Here is an 18,797-nt window from a genome sequence, read left to right as displayed (position 1 = left end):
TGGATATTTACAAATATATAGCCTTTCTCAGATAGATGAGGTACAGTTGACAAATTGGTAATTGGTAATTGGTAATAGCTTGAGAGGGTACCTCACTTTCTTGAGAACTGCTATGGGCGATGCACCCTACCGCGATAAACACTGCGCCCTCAACTGTCAACTGTCAACTGTCAACTGTCAACTGTCAACTGTCAACTGTCAACTGTCAACTGTCAACTGTTTAATCAACTACCGCGATAGGTGCTGTACGACCAAGGCGAAACTAACAGCGGTACGTGATAGTGTGAGCTTGGGTCGGCGATGCCGAACTGAATTGGAACGCTGTTTAAAAAAGGCGGATCGGGCAAATTTTCGGCGGACTGCGCGAAGTATTCGCCAACAGCAAAGACTAATTCATAAATTCCCGGTTTGAACTCGTTTTCTGATAGTAGCGGAGCAGCGGTGCGGCCGTCAGCATTAGTTGTTACAGTTTTTAGCAGGATTTTGGCGCCGGAGTTGGGGTCAATTGATTGCAGGGCGATCGACATATTTGCCGCCGGACAGCCGCGGGCTGTGTCGAGAACGTGAGTAGTAAGTTTGCCTGACATTATTGTAAGGTTAAATGCTAATTTTTGATTGATTTTCCCGCTAGAAGATTGTGCTAGTGTAGGGGCCCTGCCATGATGACTTTGGCGATCGCATCTGTGACATCACTTGGCTGTTCCTTAGCCAGTTGTTCGTACCAAAGTTGTGTCACCTGCGGATCTTTGCCGTGAATTTGTTCGGCACGCTGGCGCGCTTTTTCGACAACTGCATTCGCCCGCTGCTTGCGCTCAGTTTCGTAGCGTTTGAGCGCGTATTCTACCCCTAAATTCGTAGTCGAAAGGTAGTTGCTGAGTACGAGTCCATCTTCCATGGCTTGACAGCCTCCCTGGCCCAAATCCGGGCAGGTAGCGTGGGCGGAATCTCCCAGCAAAGCAACTCTACCGCGAACGTAGGAGTCGATCGGGCCTACGTCGTGAATTTCCGGGCGGGCGACTGTATTGGGATCTAATCTTTCTATCAACAATTGCACTGGTTCGGCCCAACCTGCAAAATGTTCTTTAAGTTCGGCTTTGTAATTGTCGGGATTGGCGGGAGTTCCCGTGGGTAACGGAACATCAAAGAAAAAGTAAAAGCGATCGCCCGCTACGGGCATCAATGAGGCGCGCTTCCAGTCACCGACATAAATCGCCCAAGTATTTGGCGGCGCTAGTGCTTCATCCGCCGCTACTAGCCCGTTCCAATTGATATAACCGCCGTATTTCGGCTGTACTTCGCAGCCCAATACATAGGTTCGCAAAATTGAGCGAACGCCGTCAGCAGCCACCAGCAAATCGCCGCGCGCCTTGTCTCCGTTCTCAAAAATTGCAGTTACTCCGGTTGCGTCTTCTTCCACGGCAATACATTTGCGATCGAGCTTGACTTCTCCCTTAAAAGCTGCTAATAACATTTGTTGTAAGTCACGGCGCGCCACCGGATAAGGACGCTGACCGACTTGTTGAATTAGCGGCATTAAATCGATGTCATTTAGCAGTTGACCGATTTTGGTGCGGTATTCCATGCGCTCCATTTTTCCGCCAATTTGCGCCATATTTGCGCCTAAACCAAGGCGGTTGAGAACTTTGACGCCGTTCGACCACATGGAGATACCAGCGCCTGCTGGACGCAGTTCTTTTACGCGATCGTAAATTGCAACTTCATAACCTGCTTGTTGGAGGGCGATACCGGCAGTTAAGCCACCAATTCCGGCACCGATAATGACAACTTTTAAGTCGTGCATTCTGTGTTTCTCCTGCTGAGTGACATCCTAATACTATTTTAGATTTTAGATTTTAGATTTTAGATTTTAGATTTTAGTATCAAGAATTACATCTTAAGTCGGTGAGTCAGATTTAATTTACTCGATTATCATCAAACAAACCCAACTGACGCACCCTACATAATTAATTGGGAATTAGCCTAAAAACTTGGTTAATTCACCGAGATTTTGCCCGATCGCATTTGTCCCGCGAATGTGAGATAGCGGAGAACCTCCATACAAAAAACTATCCAAGCTGACTTGATAATTTTGCTGCACGGCCAAATCCAGCCACAAATTCTTAAATCCCGCTCCCGTTTTGTAGTCGGGAATGTTATGCTGGTAGTAGGGAAAACTGTCAAGGCAAGTATTAAAAAAGTTCTTGCGACCGCAATGCTTTAAATACTGATATCGCGGTTTGAATTCAGTTTGATTTTGCAATACTGTATGAATCGTATCCGCTAAGGATTCCGCGTCAAATTTGGAATAAAGACCCGCACCTTCCGGGAAAACGGGCGAGTTTCCTCGGGCGTATTGGTTGAATTCTTCAAAACAAATTACTGGTACGTTGCAACTCATGGCTTCGGTAATTCCCCGGTTTTTGCCTTCGAGAAGGGAACCCAGGACGAATGCTTGTGCCCGCGAATAATAGTTAGGGATTTCTTGATAGTAGTCAACTCGCGGCAGTAAGTTGATGTAGTCGGAGGTATTTCCTAAAATTGTTTCAACTTCGTGCAATTCTTTTAAGGCGTTCTCGTCGAGAGTTTTCAAGTTATTAACATCAAAGTCGTGACCGCTGACAACTGTTAATTTTATGAGTTTTTGCGGATACTTTTGCCGATAAATTTTTAAGGCTTTGGCAATCATCGGCAAGTTCTTTTCTTCGGAAAATCGGGCGACGGCGAGGAGGTCGATGTCTTTGGCGGGGACGTTGCGAGGGGAAATTAAGTATTCGTTGATGAAGTCGGTGTCTTGCAGTGGTATGATTGGTTTGTTGGCGCGATCGGGATATGTTTCGCGAAACCACTTGGCTCGCTGCGGGTTTTTGTATAAACTGGAGTAGGCGTCGGCTACGGGTGCCCAGGAGTAGGAGGTTCCGGGGGAATAGGTGAAGGAATGAAATACTGAGGAAAGTTGGGGAAATAGTTTGTTTATCAGTTCGACTCCTTCGCTGAAGTAAATCCCTTTGATGAATTTTCCTTCGTAAAACAGCGGGGGAAGCAAGACGTAGAAACTGACTGTATCGAAGCGGTGGGGTTGGTCTTCAAATATCTCCCAGCTAAAGGCGTCTAAGTCTGCATAGATTTCGGCGATTGGTTTGTTGATGTGGGGGTTGCGTAAATAGGGTTTTTGGCGATCGTAGTTTCCGCGTACCATAGATTTTATTAGTGTGATTATTTAGCTTTTTTTATTTAACCGCAGAGGGCGCAGAGGGCGCAGAGAAGGAGAAGAGAGAGTTATTCACAAGTCTTCTAAAGGTTGTTCTGGTGATTCGTTGTCGCCAATTGTGAGGGCTAGTTGGTAGATTTGGCGGCGGGGGATGTTTGTTTGTTGGGCTAGCTGGCGGCTGGCTTGAGAACGACTTATGCCTTCTGCGATTAATGTTTGCAGTTCGGCTTTGATGGCGTCTTCTGAGAAAATTGGTGCGTCTGTTTGCAGCCCGCCAATTATTAGAGTAAATTCTCCCTGGGGTTCGCGTGTGGTGTAAAGTTCGATCGCACTTTCCATACTACCGCGCCAAAATTCTTCGTGCATTTTAGTCAACTCCCGCGCCAGTACAATCTGTCTGTCGCTTCCCAAGGTGTTTGCTAAATCTTGTAAAGTTTGCCGCAATCGGTGCGGAGATTCGTATAAGATAATAGTGCGCGATTCTATTTGCAAACTTTCTAAACTCCGCTGGCGTTCTTGACCTTTGGTGGGTAAAAATCCTTCAAACACAAATCTGTCTGTAGGTAATCCCGATGCACTTATCCCAACTATACAAGCGCTGGGGCCGGGAATCGGAATAATGTTAATATTGGCATCGGCGCAGGCTTTGACTAATTCGTATCCGGGGTCAGAAATTCCCGGCATTCCGGCGTCGGTGACGAGGGCGATACTTTTTCCTAACAGCAGTTTATCGATTAATTCCGGGAGTCGTTGCTGTTGGTTGTGTTCGTGATAGCTGATTTGGGGCGTTTTGATTTGAAAGTGGTGTAAAAGTTTGCCTGTGTGGCGCGTGTCTTCGGCGGCGATGAAGTCTGCTGCTTGCAAAATTCGGATGGCGCGATATGTCATATCTTCCAGATTGCCGATCGGCGTTCCGACAATGTACAGTGTTCCTGTATTGGGATTTGGCTGCATTTTGATGTTTTTTATTTTTAACCGCAGATATAACACGGGCGGGACGCCCATGCCACAGATTTAAGAACCAATATCACAAGAAAAAATATCAGACAGATTATGAAGACTGGATTGTTTTTGGGATTGGCGACTTTGGATTTAATTTATTTAGCCTCCAAGCCTCCGGGGGAAAATCAGAAAGTTGTTGCTGTTGATTCTACCATTGCTGCGGGCGGGCCGGCGACAAATGCTGCGGTGGCTTTTAGCGGTTTGGGGAATGCGGCGGTGTTGGCGGGAGTTTTGGGTACTCACGCGATCGCCCAATTAATCCGTGCAGACTTAGCAGAGTACAATGTCAGGATAATGGATTTGCAGCCAGGGCGATCGCACTCTCCGCCAGTCTCTTCGATTATCGTAACTGAACAAACGGGCGATCGGGCAGTAATCTCAGTGAATGCTACTAAATCCCAGGTTGACAGCCAAGCAATTAACCGAGATATTTTAACATCAGTTAATATCATACTGTTTGACGGACATCAAATCCCAGCCAGCCAAGAAATTGCTCAACTCGCCCAATCAAAAAACATTCCAATCGTCCTCGATGGCGGCAGTTGGAAACCCGGATTAGAAAAAATATTGCCCTTCGTTGAATGGGCTGTGTGTTCGGATAACTTTCATCCGCCCGACTGTCACAATTCCGAACAAGTCTTTGCTTATCTCTCAGCAGCCGGAATACCCAACATTGCCATCACACGCGGCGAAAAACCAATCCAATACTTGTGCAAAGGCAGTTTTGGTAGTGTAGAAGTGCCCCAAATACAAGCCGCAGACACATTAGGCGCCGGCGACATCTTTCACGGCGCTTTCTGTCACTACATTTTACAAAAAAACTTTACAAACGCCCTAAGCGCCGCAGCGAAGACAGCTTCCGATTCCTGCAAATATTTCGGAACCCGCCAATGGATAAAAAATCTGCAACCTTAACTTAAAATTAACAAAAAAATCCGGACAAAAGCGATCGCACCCAGAAAACTCAAACAGCCAACACTCATTAAGCTAAAATAGTTATAGCAACCATTTCAAAACTTTTCAACTCCTCTCCTCTCTTCCTTCGCGCCCTTTGCGTCTTCGCGGTTCGTAAAAAAAAATCACAAATCCAACCAGATTGCTATATTAGTTAAGCAACTTCAAGCAAAACAAAACCACCCCAAAACAAAACACTCCAATCATGCCTGACACCCAACCCCTAACCATCACACTTCCTCCTTTGCGGATTACCCTCACAGAAGAACAACAGGTTAATCTAGAATGGCTGACACAAAACTTGCCCAATCTACTCGCAGCAGCGCCAAGCAAGCCAGAAGTCCCCGACAACCTGAAACAGTGGGTGGCGGCTAACAAACTATTAAATTTACCAGATGCAGACATCATTCAAGGCCTAATAAATACAGGCGTTGATGCCGAAACAGCAACCGCAGAAGTTACCAAAATATCCTCTCATCCGTACTTCCAAGCAGGCAGCCATTACGTGCAGTTATTGCAGAAACTGGAATCGCAACTAACCATCAACAATCAATTAGCAGCCCTCTCTTCCAAGTTTGGCACAATCGAACGGAAAAGCAGTCTTTCTAGAGAGTATTTTCTCGAAAATTACTACGCCAAAAACACTCCGGTAATTATTACCAACATCATGCACAACTGGAAAGCCTTACAGTTGTGGACGCCAGAGTATTTGCAGGAAAAATACGGCGATGCAGAGGTGGAAATTCAAGCCAACCGCAATTCCGATCCGGATTACGAAATTAAGATACACAACCACAAAAAAACCGTTCAGTTCCGCGAATATATAGATATGGTCGTCAACGGCGGCCCTAGCAACGACTGCTACATGGTTGCTAACAACCAAACTCTGGAAAGAGAAGAATTTAAACCGCTATTCAACGACTTTGAAATTTTCCCAGAATATCTGACTCCCGACGATACCAAAGGCAGAATTTTCTTTTGGTTTGGCCCGAAAGGTACAATTACACCGCTACACCACGACCCGGTTAACTTAGTTTTAGCACAGGTATCGGGACGCAAATTAATTAAGTTGATTTGTCCGCAGCAAACACCTCTACTTTACAATCATGTCGGAGTTTTCAGCAAAGTTGACGGCGAAAATCCTGACTACGAAAAGTATCCGCTTTACAGAGAGGCGAAAATCATTGAGGTGATTTTGGAACCGGGAGAAGTTATTTTTATTCCTGTGGGTTGGTGGCATCACGTAAAATCCCTGGATGTGAGTATTTCGGTTTCGTTTACTAATTTTGTGTTTCCCAATTATTACGAATGGAAATATCCTCATATTAATTGGTAGTCGGTTGGGGCTCGCTTCACAAAAACAATCCCAAAAGCCTGTAGGTACTGTCTTGACAAGTCAACAGGGGGCGATAGAAAAATTGAGTCGAAAGGCTTTTGGGACTTGAAAACCCCAAAAGCCAAATGCACCAACTAAAGTCTTCTCTTCATTCCTTGGGCTTGCCTTGGCAACTAGAATAACTTCTAGCCCTACTTATTCAGCCGATACCATTGTCCTCCATTCAAATCTCTATTCTCTCTCTGTGTCCTCTGTGTTCTCTGCGGTTAAATTATTCCCATACAACTCGAAACGATAATATTACTTTTACTAAAGAAGGACTAAAGTCCTCACTACGAACCTAGGATAATAGTTTTAATGCCGATATTGACCTATATATATGGCGGCACGGATTTCCATTATTTAATGATATGTCAAGTTGCAAAAAAAAGCAAGAGGCGAACTAAAAAAAAAGTTGCCCCAGCTTTAATAAAAAACTACCTTTGATTCCAAGCCGCCGCCGCATCAGTGACAGCTTCCTCTACTGGTTTTTCACCTAACATTGCCGCTTGCAAATTGTCATAACCTGCATTCAGATCTCTATTCTCTCCCTCTGTGTCCTCTGTGTTCTCTGTGGTTAAATTATTCCCATACAACCGGAAACGATAATATTAGTTTTCATAAAATAGTAGGGTGCATCAGCCACTTCTGATTCCCCACCTGAAAATTAGGGCCCTCGCTGACGAACGCTACAATATTGCTGAATCGAGAAAAACGATCGCACTTGTCAACGCACAACCGTCTCAAAAATGGGGGTTAGCGCTACAAAATCGTCAAATAGGTTTCAGTCGGACTGATGGGTAAAGGTTTCAAGATTTGATTTTGCAAGTCTATTTCCAATCCCAATGATTCTAAAGGTATGACACCCAAAAGTGCATCATTACCTCCCGGTAACTCCAAGCACTCGAAAGTGCCTTCCCGGTCAAACATTGATATTTTAGCATCTTGAAAAATGCGGGCTTTGCCAATACCCATTGCTGTTGCTACGTCTACTTCTTTGAGGAGTTTTAGTCCCAGTTTGGCGATCGCCTCTTTTGGCAGACACAAGGTAGTAGCCCCTGTGTCCACCAATACGTTTTTGAGGACGATCGACCGAATTTGGTCTTCTAGAATCGTCCCATCTTCTGCCCGAATTTGGTCGGCTCGATTAATGATTGTCAGAGTGGCAAAAACTTTTCCCATTTGATTCTTGCTTTGAATTTGCATAGTTGCCTCCTGCGGTAGCGTCGGAGTTATTACCTAGTTTAATTATAACTTATATGCACTGGCGATCGCACGGGTTTCTCGTGAGCAATCTATATCAAATCCGATACCATCGTCTTGCATTCAGATCTCTATTTTCTCTCTCTGTGTCCTCTGTGTTCTCTGCGGTTAAATCACCTGACCATACAACCGGAAACGATAATATTAGTTGTACTAAAGAAGGACTAAAGTCCTCACTACGAACCTAGGATAATAATTTTAATGCTGATATTTACGTATATATATGGCGGCACGGATTTCCATTATTTAATGATATGTCAAGTTGCAAAAAAAAGCAAGGGGCGAACTAAAAAAAAAGTTGCCCCAGCTTTAATAAAAAACTACCTTTGATTCCAAGCCGCCGCCGCATCAGTGACAGCTTGCTCTACTGGTTTTTCGCCTAACATTGCTGCTTGCAAATTGTCATAAATTGCCTTTTGCAACTTCTTAACATCCTTGAGAGGCGGAATCAACAACTCGGCTTTGTCCAACCCAGAAGCGCTGATAATCCTAGCTCGATCGCTCGAAGCAGCATCGGCCGGAACGCTCTTAAAATAACCGTCCTGCAAAGTCTCAACCGTGGAAGGCAAAACATTAGCAGCCTTGGCAAAAGCTAACTGATTTTGAGAATTAGTTACGTACAAAGCAAACTTGACAGCATCATCAGGCCGCTTGCTATCGCGAGGGATAACTAAATTCATTACTGCCACAGTTTTCTTGCCAGTTTCTCCGGTAATTTGAGGCGCAGCAGTTGAAACAGCACCAATACTCGGAGCATTTTCGGCGATCGCCTTTAAAAACTGAGGCCCGGAACCCAACAAAGCAGTTTCTCCAGCTTGATAAAGCTCGATCGCCCTGCGGTGTCCCTGCACCAAAACATCCTGCGGTAACAGCCCGCCCTTGTACAAATCAACCCAATACTGAAAAACAGCTTTGCCCTTAGCTGTATTAAAAGCAGCCTTACCTTGAGCGTCCACCAAAGGCACACCCATCTGCACGAAAGATTGCAACACTTCCGCCGAATCCTCCGGTACAAAAGTCGCAAAAAAAGCAAACTTACCAGTTTTCTCTTTTACCTGTTTTGCAACAGTTGCCAACTCGGCATAGGTAGCCGGAGGCTTGGTAATTCCAGCTTTTTTAAACAAATCCGTATTGTAAATAGTTACCGGAGTTGTAAGATACCAAGGAATGCCAAAAGTCTTGCCGTCGAGTACACTAGCTTTCCAGATATTTGGCAGATAGCTCGATCGCACTTGCTGCGAAATCCGCGAGTCCAAATCCAGCCAAGCATTGCGCCCAGCCAACAACGAAGCAAAATCAGGATTTAGGTTCACCACATCCGGCGCAGTTTTCGCCGACACAGCCCCCAAAATCTTGCTTTCCATCGCCGACCAAGGCACGTCCACCCAGCGCACCTTCACTCCCGGATTTTCCGCTTCAAAACCGGCGATCGTCTTGTTGAAATACTCAGTAAACTGAGGTTGCAGTTGCATAGTCCAAAACTCGATCGCGTCCGCATTCTTGGTCTGGGAATTAACAGCCGGCTTGCTGCAACTTACCACCGCAGCCAGCAGCAGCCCCACCAGCCCAAACACAGCGAACAGTTGCCAAGATTTACGTTTCATAGAAATAAATTTTGAGATTCAAGGTTAGCTAAGGAGAAAACAAGCATCGCCCTCCCAAAGCCCTCCTGGGCTCAAGCGCCAGAGTTTTGTGTGCGGGCCCGGGAGGGAGAGAGTCGGTTTTGCTGCATAACCGGCAGGTTTTCGGTCGATCGAGTTTAAATTTGTTGACATTCGCAACAGAATAGCTATTGTCAAGTAAATTGGATAGCATAAAATCGAAACTGGCGATCGCGCCACAAAGACTGTGCAGCGCAGAATCAGGCGGGATACCGAGATCGCAGCGATCGCAGTATCGGCGGGAGTTGGAAACCAATCTTCCAACAGCCAACGGCCCAATCAGGCTGGCAAGCGTACAACATAAAAAAATACCAATTACCGACGACCCAATCCTATGGTTAACTTTTTCAAAGGTCTACTTTCCCCACGCCAGCCTGGAATCGGGATCGAAATAGCCCCAGATCGCATCAACATCATTCAGATCGAAAAGAAAGCTCAGGCATTAAAATTGGGTCTCCTAGCCTCAATGGAAGTACCAGAAGACATCATACAAGAAGGGCAAATAGTCGATCCGCCGGGAATGGCAGAACTAATACGTGCCCTCCTCGCCGAAAACAAAATCAAAGCCAAGAAAGTAGCCACAGCCATTCCCGGCCGCGAAGCCGTGATCAGGCTAATTCCAGTTCCCGCAGAACTCAACGAAGAAGAACTCCGGGATTACATGAACGCAGAAGCAGGGCTGTACTTACCGTTTCCCAGAGAAGACGCCGACGTAGACTATCAAAAAATAGGCCTATTTGTAGATGACGACGGCGTAGAAAAAGTGCAAGTGGTATTAGTCGCAACCCGCAGAGAAGTTACCGATACCTACATCGAAACCTTCAAAGAAGCCGGACTGATTATAGACGTGCTAGAAGTAACCAGCTTTGCCCTGATCCGCACCCTCAAAGACCAACTCCAACAATTTTCATCCCAAGAAGCAGCAGTCCTCACAGACATAGAATTTGACAGTACCGAGTTAGCTATAGTAGTGGACGGCATACCGCAATTTAACCGTACTATCCCGATCGGCACCTACCAAATCCAGACCGCCCTCAACCAAGCCATGAACCTGCCTCCCACCAGAGACACCAGCGAACTGCAAGGCATGACCCTACCAGTCACAGACACAATGGGCGCATCGGGAGACACCAATCCCGGCACCAATGCGATGATTAAAGTATTGGGAGAACTAGCAGACGAACTGCGCCGTTCAGTAGACTTTTACCTCAACCAGAGCGAAGAACTCGAAGTAGCGCAACTGTTGCTAGCAGGGCCAGGAGCTGCGATCGGCAAACTCGACGAATTTTTCATGCAAAGATTAAGCTTGCCGGCATCTCAAGTAGACCCAATCGAAACCCTAGGACTCGAAATCAGCGAAGAAATTAGCCCAGAACAGCGAGCAGGCTTAGGAGTAGCCTTAGGTTTAGGACTCAGGGAGGTAATGTGACCTAAGAGTTTTAGATAATAGAAAAACAGATTTGAGAATTTTAGGAAAAAGCTTCTTCCGCAAAAAGAAGCCCCCTGATACAGAAGGTAGAATATTGGAGGTAAAAGGTAAAAGGTAAAAGGTAGAATATCGGAGGTAGAAGCAACCACTTCCTTCAGTAGAAGGCAGAAAGTTGTTTCTTTCTTCCCTAAATAAATCCTTCACTTATACCGGCAATCTGGCGCTCTGTCTAAAATCTAAAATTTCAAATTAAAATCTATAGCAACAGCCAAGACGGTTGGGACGTTCTTAATTGCTCAAACCATGCGGCAGATTGCACCTTCCACAGGATTTCCTCCTTCTTCCTTCTTCCTTCTTTTTACCTTGAGCCAAGCCTTTCATGCCTTCTTCCTTCTTCCTTCTTCCTTCTTCCTTCTTCCTTCTTCCTTCTTCCTTCTGCTATAAAATCCAGTGAAGCCATGTACAGCCTAGATATTAATTTTCTCAACGATCGCCCCGACTACAAACCAGTCACAGCAGCCAAAAGCTCAGCTAGAAGAAGTTCCGGGGGAGCCAAAGACCAACTGCCCCTAATTGGGGCGGGGCTGTTTGCCTTGGGTCTCAATGCCGCCGTCATGGGCGCCTGGTGGTGGGCGACCAGCCAAAATAGCAGCTTGGCTACAGAACAAGCAAACATCGAACAAGAACTGGCAAGGTTAAGCACTCAAGCCAACGCCATCAAAGCCATCAACGCCGAAACCGACAAAGTTACCGCCGAATACAAAGCATTAGCCGGAGTATTCGACCAAATTAAACCTTGGTCGGCGATGCTGCAAGACCTGAGTGCCCGCACTCCCGCCGGACTGCAAATTGCCAAAATCGAGCAAATCGACCCCAGTCCCGCCCCCGTTGCAGCAGCACCCCCTCCGCCCGCGGCAACTCCCGCCGCATCCCCCGGCGCGAGTCCATCCCCCGGCGCGAGTCCATCCCCAGCCAGCCCCACCCCGGTGGCTGCTCCTATCCCAGTCGCCCCGCCACAGGCGGCAAAAGTACAAATTTCAGGGATAGCCAGTACCTTTGCTCAAGTTAACGACTTTATGCTTCTAGTCCAGCGCTCTCCTTTCTTCCTCAACACCGATACCAAACTGGTAGCGGCCACATTAAAAAGCAACCCCACGCAATTACAAGTGCGGAACCCAAACGCAGCAGCAGCAGAACTTCCCAAACTGCGGCCGGTGGTGGAATATAAAATTGAAACAACGCTCAGCCCGACTGGCGCCTCCGAGTTGCTCCCCGAGCTGCGGAGCAAGCAAGCAGACGGGCTAGCAATACGGATAGAAACACTTCAAGAAAAAGGAGTGCTAGAACCAGAAAAAACAGAGGTGAAAAAACCATGACAGCAGAGTTTATTCCCAGCGGGGCACAAGCAGAAGAAGCAGGGACTCAGGAAATATTTGGCATTAAGCTGACACCCCAAGTCCAAGCAATAGGCATCGCGGTTCTCGGCCTCGGAATAGCCGGCTACGTCGGCTCCCAGTTCGTACTCCCGGAATTCCAAAAAAGCGACGAAATTAAACAAAAAATTGCCGCCAGCAAGAAAACGCAAGTCGAATTGCAAACTCTAATTCTCAAAAAGTCAGAAGCACAAGCAAAGCAAGAAGAAGCCAAACAGCGCCGGGCCAACGTGACGGCAATGTTTGCTAGCGACGCAGGATCTAACACGCTGCTGCTTGACATGAACCAACTGGTTAATCGCATCAACGCCGGCGTGCAAGGGGACGACCTCAAGGCTAAAATTACCAAATTTGAGCCGGATGTCCCGCCAGCAGGAGCACCAGCACCCGTGCCGGGAGCTCCCGACCCTGATATTCTCAGCGATACGTCCTTCGGGCCGTCCCTGGCTGGCAAGCTCAGACGCAAAAAATATAAGGTAGAGTTTGAAGGCAGTTTCGCTCAAACCCGCAATTTCATGCGTAACTTGGAGTTGATGCAGTCGCTGTTGGTAGTGAGGAATTTGAAATCTGAATTGCTAACATCAACTCAGTCTATGCAAATAGATTTTTTGAAGGGAAGAATAGTCCCTGTGGAGCAGCCACAAACTAAAATTAAAACGGCTTTTGACTTGCACGCGCTGCTGCCGTTAAAGCAAGAAGAAAAACTGCCAACTCCGGCTCCAAGTCCTGCTGCTAAGTAGCCGTATTATTGCTGATATTAGCTCTTTTTTGAAAGTTGCTTTTTCAGCAGGAGGTAGAAGATAGAACGCCAAAATATGAATGCCGCGAACAAAAATATATGGCAATCTAAAATTAGGCTTTTTGCCGAATTCATTCTAACTTCTTCCTTCAAACACAGGCTCGAATCGAGAAGATATAGCCTTCGTTTCAGTAAGATGATGTGCCCATAGGGCTCCGTGGGCATCGGCCTTCCCAGGGCATGGGGCATTGGGCATTGGACATTAGTAGGCCCTCACCAATAACCAATAACCAATAACTAATAACCAATAACCTATGCCCCATGCCCCATGCCCCATGCCCCATGCCCCATGCCCCATGCCCCATGCCCCATGCCCATAAATAATAAAGTGTAGAGGAGAGAACGTGAAACAGCATCTACGGTTAAGTGGAGGACTCTTGAGCAGCGTTGCCGGAGTTATGCTCGCCCAAGCGCCAGTCTCGGCAGCGCCGACTAAAGTCACAGGAGTGCAAGTAAGTCAAGCTAATAATGGCGTAAATATTGTCCTAGCTACCGAAAAGGGCGATCGCCCGCAAGTTTTTGGCATCAACAGCGGCAATACCTACCAAGCCACGATTACCAACACCCAGCTCCGCCTGCGCCAAGGCAACAGCTTCCGGCAAGATAACCCAGCTCCGGGCATTTCCTCAGTAGAAATCACCCAGCTAGAAGCTAACAGCATCCGCGTTGTAGTGGCAGGAACCAACGGAATTCCCAACGGACAATTTGTGCCCGGACAAGGCCAAAGCATCGTCCTCACCGTTGCCGGACAGGGCGGGACAGCGCAGTCTGCCCCAGCAACACAGGCTGCATTGCCCTCGCTAAACCAAGCCCAAAATGTACCTCCGCCACCTCCAGGACTGCCGCTGAGCCCAACAACTTCCCGGCCGGCCCCCGTCCGCACGTCGCAAACCCCGGGCGTGATGCTGCAAAATCCCGAAGTTACTATTACTAGGAACGATCGCCCGCCCCTCCCCAGCGAAATACAATCTCAGAACAATCAAGCTCCGTCTTTCCAGCCGCGGGCTGTAGCGCCGCCCTTGGGAGATATCGCGGTATCTAACATCGCGCCGGCTGGGGCAAGTATTGAACTGAGTTCCGCAGAACGCATCCCCCGTTTGGTGCTGCGCGATGCCCCAGTCCGCGACGTTTTAGCTCTGCTGGCCAGGGCTGCGGGATTGAACATTGCTTTTACAGGCGGCGGGGCCCCCGGCCAACCAGGCCAAGCCGCTCCGGCGGCCGCACCGGGAGCAGCAGGAGCATCTGATGAAGGGCCGAAGATTTCCTTGGACATCGAAAATGAGTCGGTGCAAGATGTTTTCAACTACGTGCTGCGGATCAGCGGGCTGCAAGCCAACCGCGTCGGGCGCACGATTTTTGTCGGTTCTAATTTGCCTCTGGACTCGCGCAATATTATCGTTCGGACGCTGCGACTCAATCAAGTCAGATCTACGGATGCAGCTAACTTTTTGAGCGCTCAAGGTGCGGAAACTCAACTCCCGATTACTCGGGTGACTATTCAAACCGTGGGCCAGGGAAATACGGCGCGGGATGTGGAAATTCGGGAACCGGACATTAAGGCAATTGGTGCCAAGGATGGCAACGGGCCGCTCTTGCTGAGGGGACTGTCGGTGCTGGCGGATGCGAGGCTCAATTCGATCACTTTGGTGGGCGATCCGCGCAAAGTTGATGTTGCGGTAGCTTTCTTGACTCAGCTAGATTTGCGCCGCCGTCAAGTGGCTGTCAACGTCAAGGTGATCGATGTCAACTTGCTGGGAAACAACAGAAGTAGCAGCAGTTTCTCTTTCGGAATTAATAACAATTTCTTTGTCAATCAGGACGGAGTAGCAAGTCTCAATTTTGGTGGCTTGCGGCCGGCTACAGTCGGTGATGTCAACAATCCCAACAATCGATCGACTCCGCCGATCGTCCCCAACCCCATAGGAGCCGTGGAGCCTATCTACGATCAGAGGGGCAATTTAATCAACGTGCCTCTAACAGGGACTCCTACCTACGATCGGAATGGCAATTTAATCAACGTACCTAACAGTGGCGGGGTGTTCCTCCGCCCGACAGCAATTACTGGTAACCCCGGACGAGTTGGGGTTGAAACTTACGAGCCTGGCCCGGGTGGCAGTGCGACTTTCGCCCTGTTCCCGCTGTTGCAATATCCGAGGAGGTTCCTGTCGGCGTTGCAGGCAACTATTGAAACCCGGAATGCCAAAATCCTCACCGATCCAACTCTGGTGGTTCAAGAAGGAGAAACGGCGAATGTGAATATTACTGATGAGATAATTACTAACATCACTCAGCAAACGCAGACCACGGGAAATACAAGTACCACAACCACGACGGCAGTGAAAGATAAGGCCGGTTTGCAGTTGGGGGTGGCGATCGATCGGGTTGACGATAATGGCTTTGTTTCTTTGCGGGTGAACCCGATTATCAGGACACCGGGCTCCACTCGAGATCTGGCCACGGGCGCGAACACCAATCAGATAACGCTGCTGGGCGAGCGATCGTTGCAATCGGGGCTAATTCGCCTGCGGGACGGTCAAACTTTGATTGTTTCGGGGATTATCCGCGACGAAGAACGGATTACAGCAAACAAGATTCCGATTTTGGGAGATTTGCCGATTATCGGTTCGCTGTTCAGGAGCACCACTAAGGATAACCAGCGGGCAGAGTTGATTGTATTGCTGACTCCCCAGATTTTGGATGATAGCGATCGATCGAACTTTGGCTACCAAAACAACATCAGTCCCGACGCCCGCCAACTGTTGCAGCGCAGTCAGCCCGTCCAACCCAGACAGTAGGCATGGGGCATCGCGCATCGGGCATCGGGCAAAGAGGGCATCGGGATGAAGGAAGAGGTGTCAACTTAAGGTCAAAAGTCGTGCCGGTCTGCTGTCTGACGATTTGCCGAGTCTAGATCCCCCCTAACCCTCCTTAACAAGGGGGGGACAAGAGCGTCGTCCAACTCCCCCGACTATCCGGGAGAGAAGAGCGTCGTCCAACTCCCCCGACTATCCGGGAGAGAAGAGCGTCGTCCAACTCCCCCGACTATCCGGGGAGAGGGACAGGATTCTTCTCAAAGTCAACCCCTACTCCCCTTCTTAAGGGGGATTTAGGGGGATCGAGACTCGGCTATAAACGAGAGATACAAACGACTATCCGGGGAGAGGGACAGGATTCTTCTCAAAGTCAACCCCTACTCCCCTTCTTAAGGGGGATTTAGGGGGATCGGGCCTCGGCTATAAACGAGAGATAGAGATACAAAGGTTTTTAGGCGATTGGTGACACGAATGGGAAGAGAGAAGAGGTTCGAGGAAAAGAAATATTTCTTTTCCCCTTGACAATTCAGACTTTATTCCTTTTAATTCACCTTCTTTCTCTCAGAAGCAATCAGGAATCAGGAAAAAAAGTTTTGTTTAACCCTTGACAAATGACATTTTATTCCTGCTATTTTTACTTATTTTCAAATTTCAAATCCACGGAGGCAAGAAATCTTCTCTCCAAAGAGGTATTTTTTTACCTAAATTTAGGTATTAATTCTAAAAATTGTCCGAATCCATATAAATTAAAGGTTCCACCGATCCATAAGGGTCGGCAAGACTTTAGAATAATGCAGTGAAAATTAGATGCTGTCGGGTTTTCAGCAACTAAAAACAAAAATTCCTTTTCTGACCAATTACCCTAGGGTAATTAGTATTCAGCAGGAGTTCTTAATTGGGGAAGCGGGCTGGAGTAATAGGGGATAACCCAAACGCTCTCAACCCAAACTCCAATACAGTTACAACTCACAGCTAATAGTTGAACTCTGTTTAACGTATTTTGCAAATCCCAGAAGGAGTTCTGAATGAACAAAGGTGAATTGGTTGATGTAGTGGCCGAAAATGCTAGTGTCACGAAAAAACAGGCAGATGCCGTTTTGAGTGCAGCCTTGGAAGCAATCATGAAAGCTGTCTCCGACGGCGACAAGGTGACATTGGTCGGTTTTGGCTCGTTTGAGTCGCGGGAACGCAAGGCCCGGGAGGGTCGCAATCCCAAAACTGGCGACAAGATGGAAATCCCGGCAACTAAAGTTCCTGCATTTTCCGCAGGTAAGTTGTTTAAGGACAGAGTTGCACCGCCGAAAGAACCCAAAATTTAATTGGTGAACTGAGTCTTGATTAGACCTGTACACGGTGGGAATTTAGCTTGGGCAGCCGCATTGGCTGGCTGCCCTCCCTCTGCTATTCTCGATTTTTCTGCCAGTATCAGTCCTTTGGGCCCTCCTGAGTCTGCCCTGGCTGCGATTCAAGCTCATTTGAGCAGTCTCACGGCTTACCCAGACCCGGATTATGGAGAGCTCCGGACTGCTTTGGGTGAGGCATTGAATGTTGATCCGGATTGGATTTTGCCGGGGAATGGATCGGCGGAATTGTTGACTTGGGCGGCTTGGGATTTGTCGAAGCTGGAGGCGACTTATTTGGTGACTCCGGCTTTTGGCGATTACTGGCGAGCTCTTTCGGCTTTCGGCGCGCAGGTGCTCGATTGTCCTTTGGATCTCACATCTTGCACCATTGTCAAGAACGGGCAAGATGCCCATTCCACAAGGGATGAATTTTCTTGTGGAACAGGCATCTTGCCTGTTCCCAAACAAGTAATTGAGAATGGTGGAACATCTGGGTTGGATCTCAAATCGTTGGATGCTGGAACCGGAAACGGATTGGTAAGCGATGATTTATCGGTTTCTAACGGTTCCCTTGTCTCTCCTTCTTTCCCTCTCCCGGTTCCTCTTGCTCTCGGCGCCGATCGAGCTTTGTTGCTAAACAACCCTCACAATCCTACGGGTTTGCTCTTCGGTAGGGAGGCGATTCGGCCTTATTTGGAGCAGTTGGGTATGGTGGTGGTGGATGAGGCCTTTATGGACTTTCTACCGCCAGCAGAGCAGCAAAGTTCGATCGCTCAAGTTGAGGAATTTCCGAATTTGGTGATTTTACGATCGCTCACCAAATTCTATTCTCTGCCGGGACTGCGGATGGGATGTGCGATCGCCCATCCCGACATCCTGCGCCGCTGGCAGTTGCTGCGCGATCCTTGGCCTGTGAATGCCTTGGCTGCGGCGGCTGCTGCTGCTATGGTGCGAGATGCTGCTTTTGAGCGGCAAACTTGGGATTGGCTGCCTGGGGCTCGGCGAGAGCTGTTTGAGGGTTTGGCTGATTTACCCGGTTTGCGGCCAATGGCTGGGGCCGCTAATTTCTTGTTAGTTGAGTCGTCGGTGTCGGTGGCTGCAATTCAAAAAAGTCTGTTGCAACAACACCGGATTTTGATTCGGGATTGTTTGAGTTTTCCTGAGTTGGGCGATCGATTTTTCCGAGTCGCCGTGCGCGATCGGGCGGACAATCTGCGACTGATTGCTGGACTTGCCGATGTGATTAGGAATGGCAATTTAATAACTTAATCGACTTGCTTGTTACCAGGCTCTGCCTCCTTTTACTTCCCAGAGTATAGGAGAGAGGACTGTAGGAGCTGTTTAAATTATTAAATTTTCGTTCCTTAGCTGTTAACTCGGAAATTCATCTCACGTCATAATCTTTGATTTTGGCGTGAAATGAATGCCAGAAGAGCGGGCGAATGGAATTCGCGCCTATACAGACAAAACCCGCCTCCGCGGGTTGAAGAGTGGGCCGTTGAAATTACGTTGTTTTC

At 48.0% G+C, this 18,797-nt stretch carries 15 protein-coding genes; 8 read left to right on the top strand and 7 right to left on the bottom strand.

The features are described from left to right. Positions 1-224: 224 nt before the first annotated feature. The 4 genes from uraH to rsmI all read right to left on the bottom strand — a co-directional run bounded on the left by uraH (position 225) and on the right by rsmI (position 4,162). A complete protein-coding gene (uraH, locus tag JGK14_RS11885; RefSeq protein ID WP_293182068.1) occupies positions 225-587 on the bottom strand; it encodes a hydroxyisourate hydrolase in 363 nt (120 codons plus the stop codon). A 53-nt stretch (positions 588-640) separates the two neighbouring features. Continuing rightward, positions 641-1,801, bottom strand: a complete 1,161-nt coding sequence (hpxO, locus tag JGK14_RS11880) for an FAD-dependent urate hydroxylase HpxO (RefSeq protein WP_293218151.1) — start codon at positions 1,799-1,801, stop codon at positions 641-643. A gap of 174 nt (positions 1,802-1,975) precedes the next feature. Further along, entirely contained in the window at positions 1,976-3,196 is a 1,221-nt protein-coding gene (locus JGK14_RS11875) for a glycosyltransferase (protein WP_293191541.1), read from the bottom strand. An 84-nt stretch (positions 3,197-3,280) separates the two neighbouring features. Then, on the bottom strand, positions 3,281-4,162 hold the full coding sequence (rsmI, locus tag JGK14_RS11870) for a 16S rRNA (cytidine(1402)-2'-O)-methyltransferase (protein WP_325315099.1): 882 nt from the start codon (positions 4,160-4,162) through the stop codon (positions 3,281-3,283). A 99-nt stretch (positions 4,163-4,261) separates the two neighbouring features. On the opposite strand from rsmI, the gene JGK14_RS11865 reads away from it, so the two are divergent. Both JGK14_RS11865 and JGK14_RS11860 read left to right on the top strand, forming a co-directional pair. Continuing rightward, positions 4,262-5,125, top strand: a complete 864-nt coding sequence (locus JGK14_RS11865) for a sugar kinase (protein ID WP_293218145.1) — start codon at positions 4,262-4,264, stop codon at positions 5,123-5,125. Positions 5,126-5,369: 244 nt separating this feature from the next. Then, positions 5,370-6,500 carry a cupin-like domain-containing protein gene (locus JGK14_RS11860; RefSeq protein WP_293218143.1) on the top strand — a complete coding sequence of 377 codons (1,131 nt, stop codon included), beginning with the start codon at positions 5,370-5,372 and terminating at the stop codon, positions 6,498-6,500. An 801-nt stretch (positions 6,501-7,301) separates the two neighbouring features. Here JGK14_RS11860 and JGK14_RS11855 read toward each other — a convergent pair. The 3 genes from JGK14_RS11855 to JGK14_RS11845 form a co-directional block, all read right to left on the bottom strand. Further along, positions 7,302-7,745, bottom strand: a complete 444-nt coding sequence (locus JGK14_RS11855; RefSeq protein WP_293324706.1) for a retroviral-like aspartic protease family protein — start codon at positions 7,743-7,745, stop codon at positions 7,302-7,304. A gap of 377 nt (positions 7,746-8,122) precedes the next feature. Further along, positions 8,123-9,406 (bottom strand): ABC transporter substrate-binding protein, encoded by a 1,284-nt coding sequence (locus tag JGK14_RS11850; RefSeq protein WP_325315098.1) that lies wholly within the window; start codon positions 9,404-9,406, stop codon positions 8,123-8,125. 24 nt (positions 9,407-9,430) lie between these two features. Beyond that, entirely contained in the window at positions 9,431-9,727 is a 297-nt protein-coding gene (locus JGK14_RS11845) for a hypothetical protein (protein ID WP_293182084.1), read from the bottom strand. Between the two features lie 70 nt (positions 9,728-9,797). On the opposite strand from JGK14_RS11845, the gene pilM reads away from it, so the two are divergent. The 6 genes from pilM to JGK14_RS11815 all read left to right on the top strand — a co-directional run bounded on the left by pilM (position 9,798) and on the right by JGK14_RS11815 (position 18,549). Continuing rightward, entirely contained in the window at positions 9,798-10,892 is a 1,095-nt protein-coding gene (pilM, locus tag JGK14_RS11840; protein WP_293211418.1) for a type IV pilus assembly protein PilM, read from the top strand. 458 nt (positions 10,893-11,350) lie between these two features. After that, a complete protein-coding gene (locus JGK14_RS11835) occupies positions 11,351-12,268 on the top strand; it encodes a PilN domain-containing protein (RefSeq protein ID WP_293182088.1) in 918 nt (305 codons plus the stop codon). Continuing rightward, complete coding sequence (locus JGK14_RS11830) at positions 12,265-13,065, top strand: pilus assembly protein PilO (protein WP_293182090.1); 801 nt, start codon at positions 12,265-12,267, stop codon at positions 13,063-13,065. Before JGK14_RS11835 ends, JGK14_RS11830 begins: the two co-directional genes overlap by 4 nt. A gap of 403 nt (positions 13,066-13,468) precedes the next feature. After that, the gene (locus JGK14_RS11825; protein WP_325315097.1) at positions 13,469-15,919 is read left to right on the top strand and encodes an AMIN domain-containing protein; all 2,451 of its coding nucleotides are present in this window, start codon (positions 13,469-13,471) and stop codon (positions 15,917-15,919) included. 1,043 nt (positions 15,920-16,962) lie between these two features. Beyond that, positions 16,963-17,256: an HU family DNA-binding protein gene (locus JGK14_RS11820; RefSeq protein WP_293148925.1), complete on the top strand. Its 294-nt coding sequence runs from the start codon at positions 16,963-16,965 to the stop codon at positions 17,254-17,256. 15 nt (positions 17,257-17,271) lie between these two features. After that, entirely contained in the window at positions 17,272-18,549 is a 1,278-nt protein-coding gene (locus JGK14_RS11815) for a pyridoxal phosphate-dependent aminotransferase (protein WP_325315096.1), read from the top strand. Positions 18,550-18,797 lie beyond the last annotated feature (248 nt).

It is taken from the genome of Microcoleus sp. PH2017_28_MFU_U_A (genome assembly GCF_020738035.1).
In the GTDB taxonomy this organism is placed as follows: Bacteria; Cyanobacteriota; Cyanobacteriia; order Cyanobacteriales; family Microcoleaceae; genus Microcoleus.
This window is presented reverse-complemented; position numbering and strand designations above follow the sequence as displayed.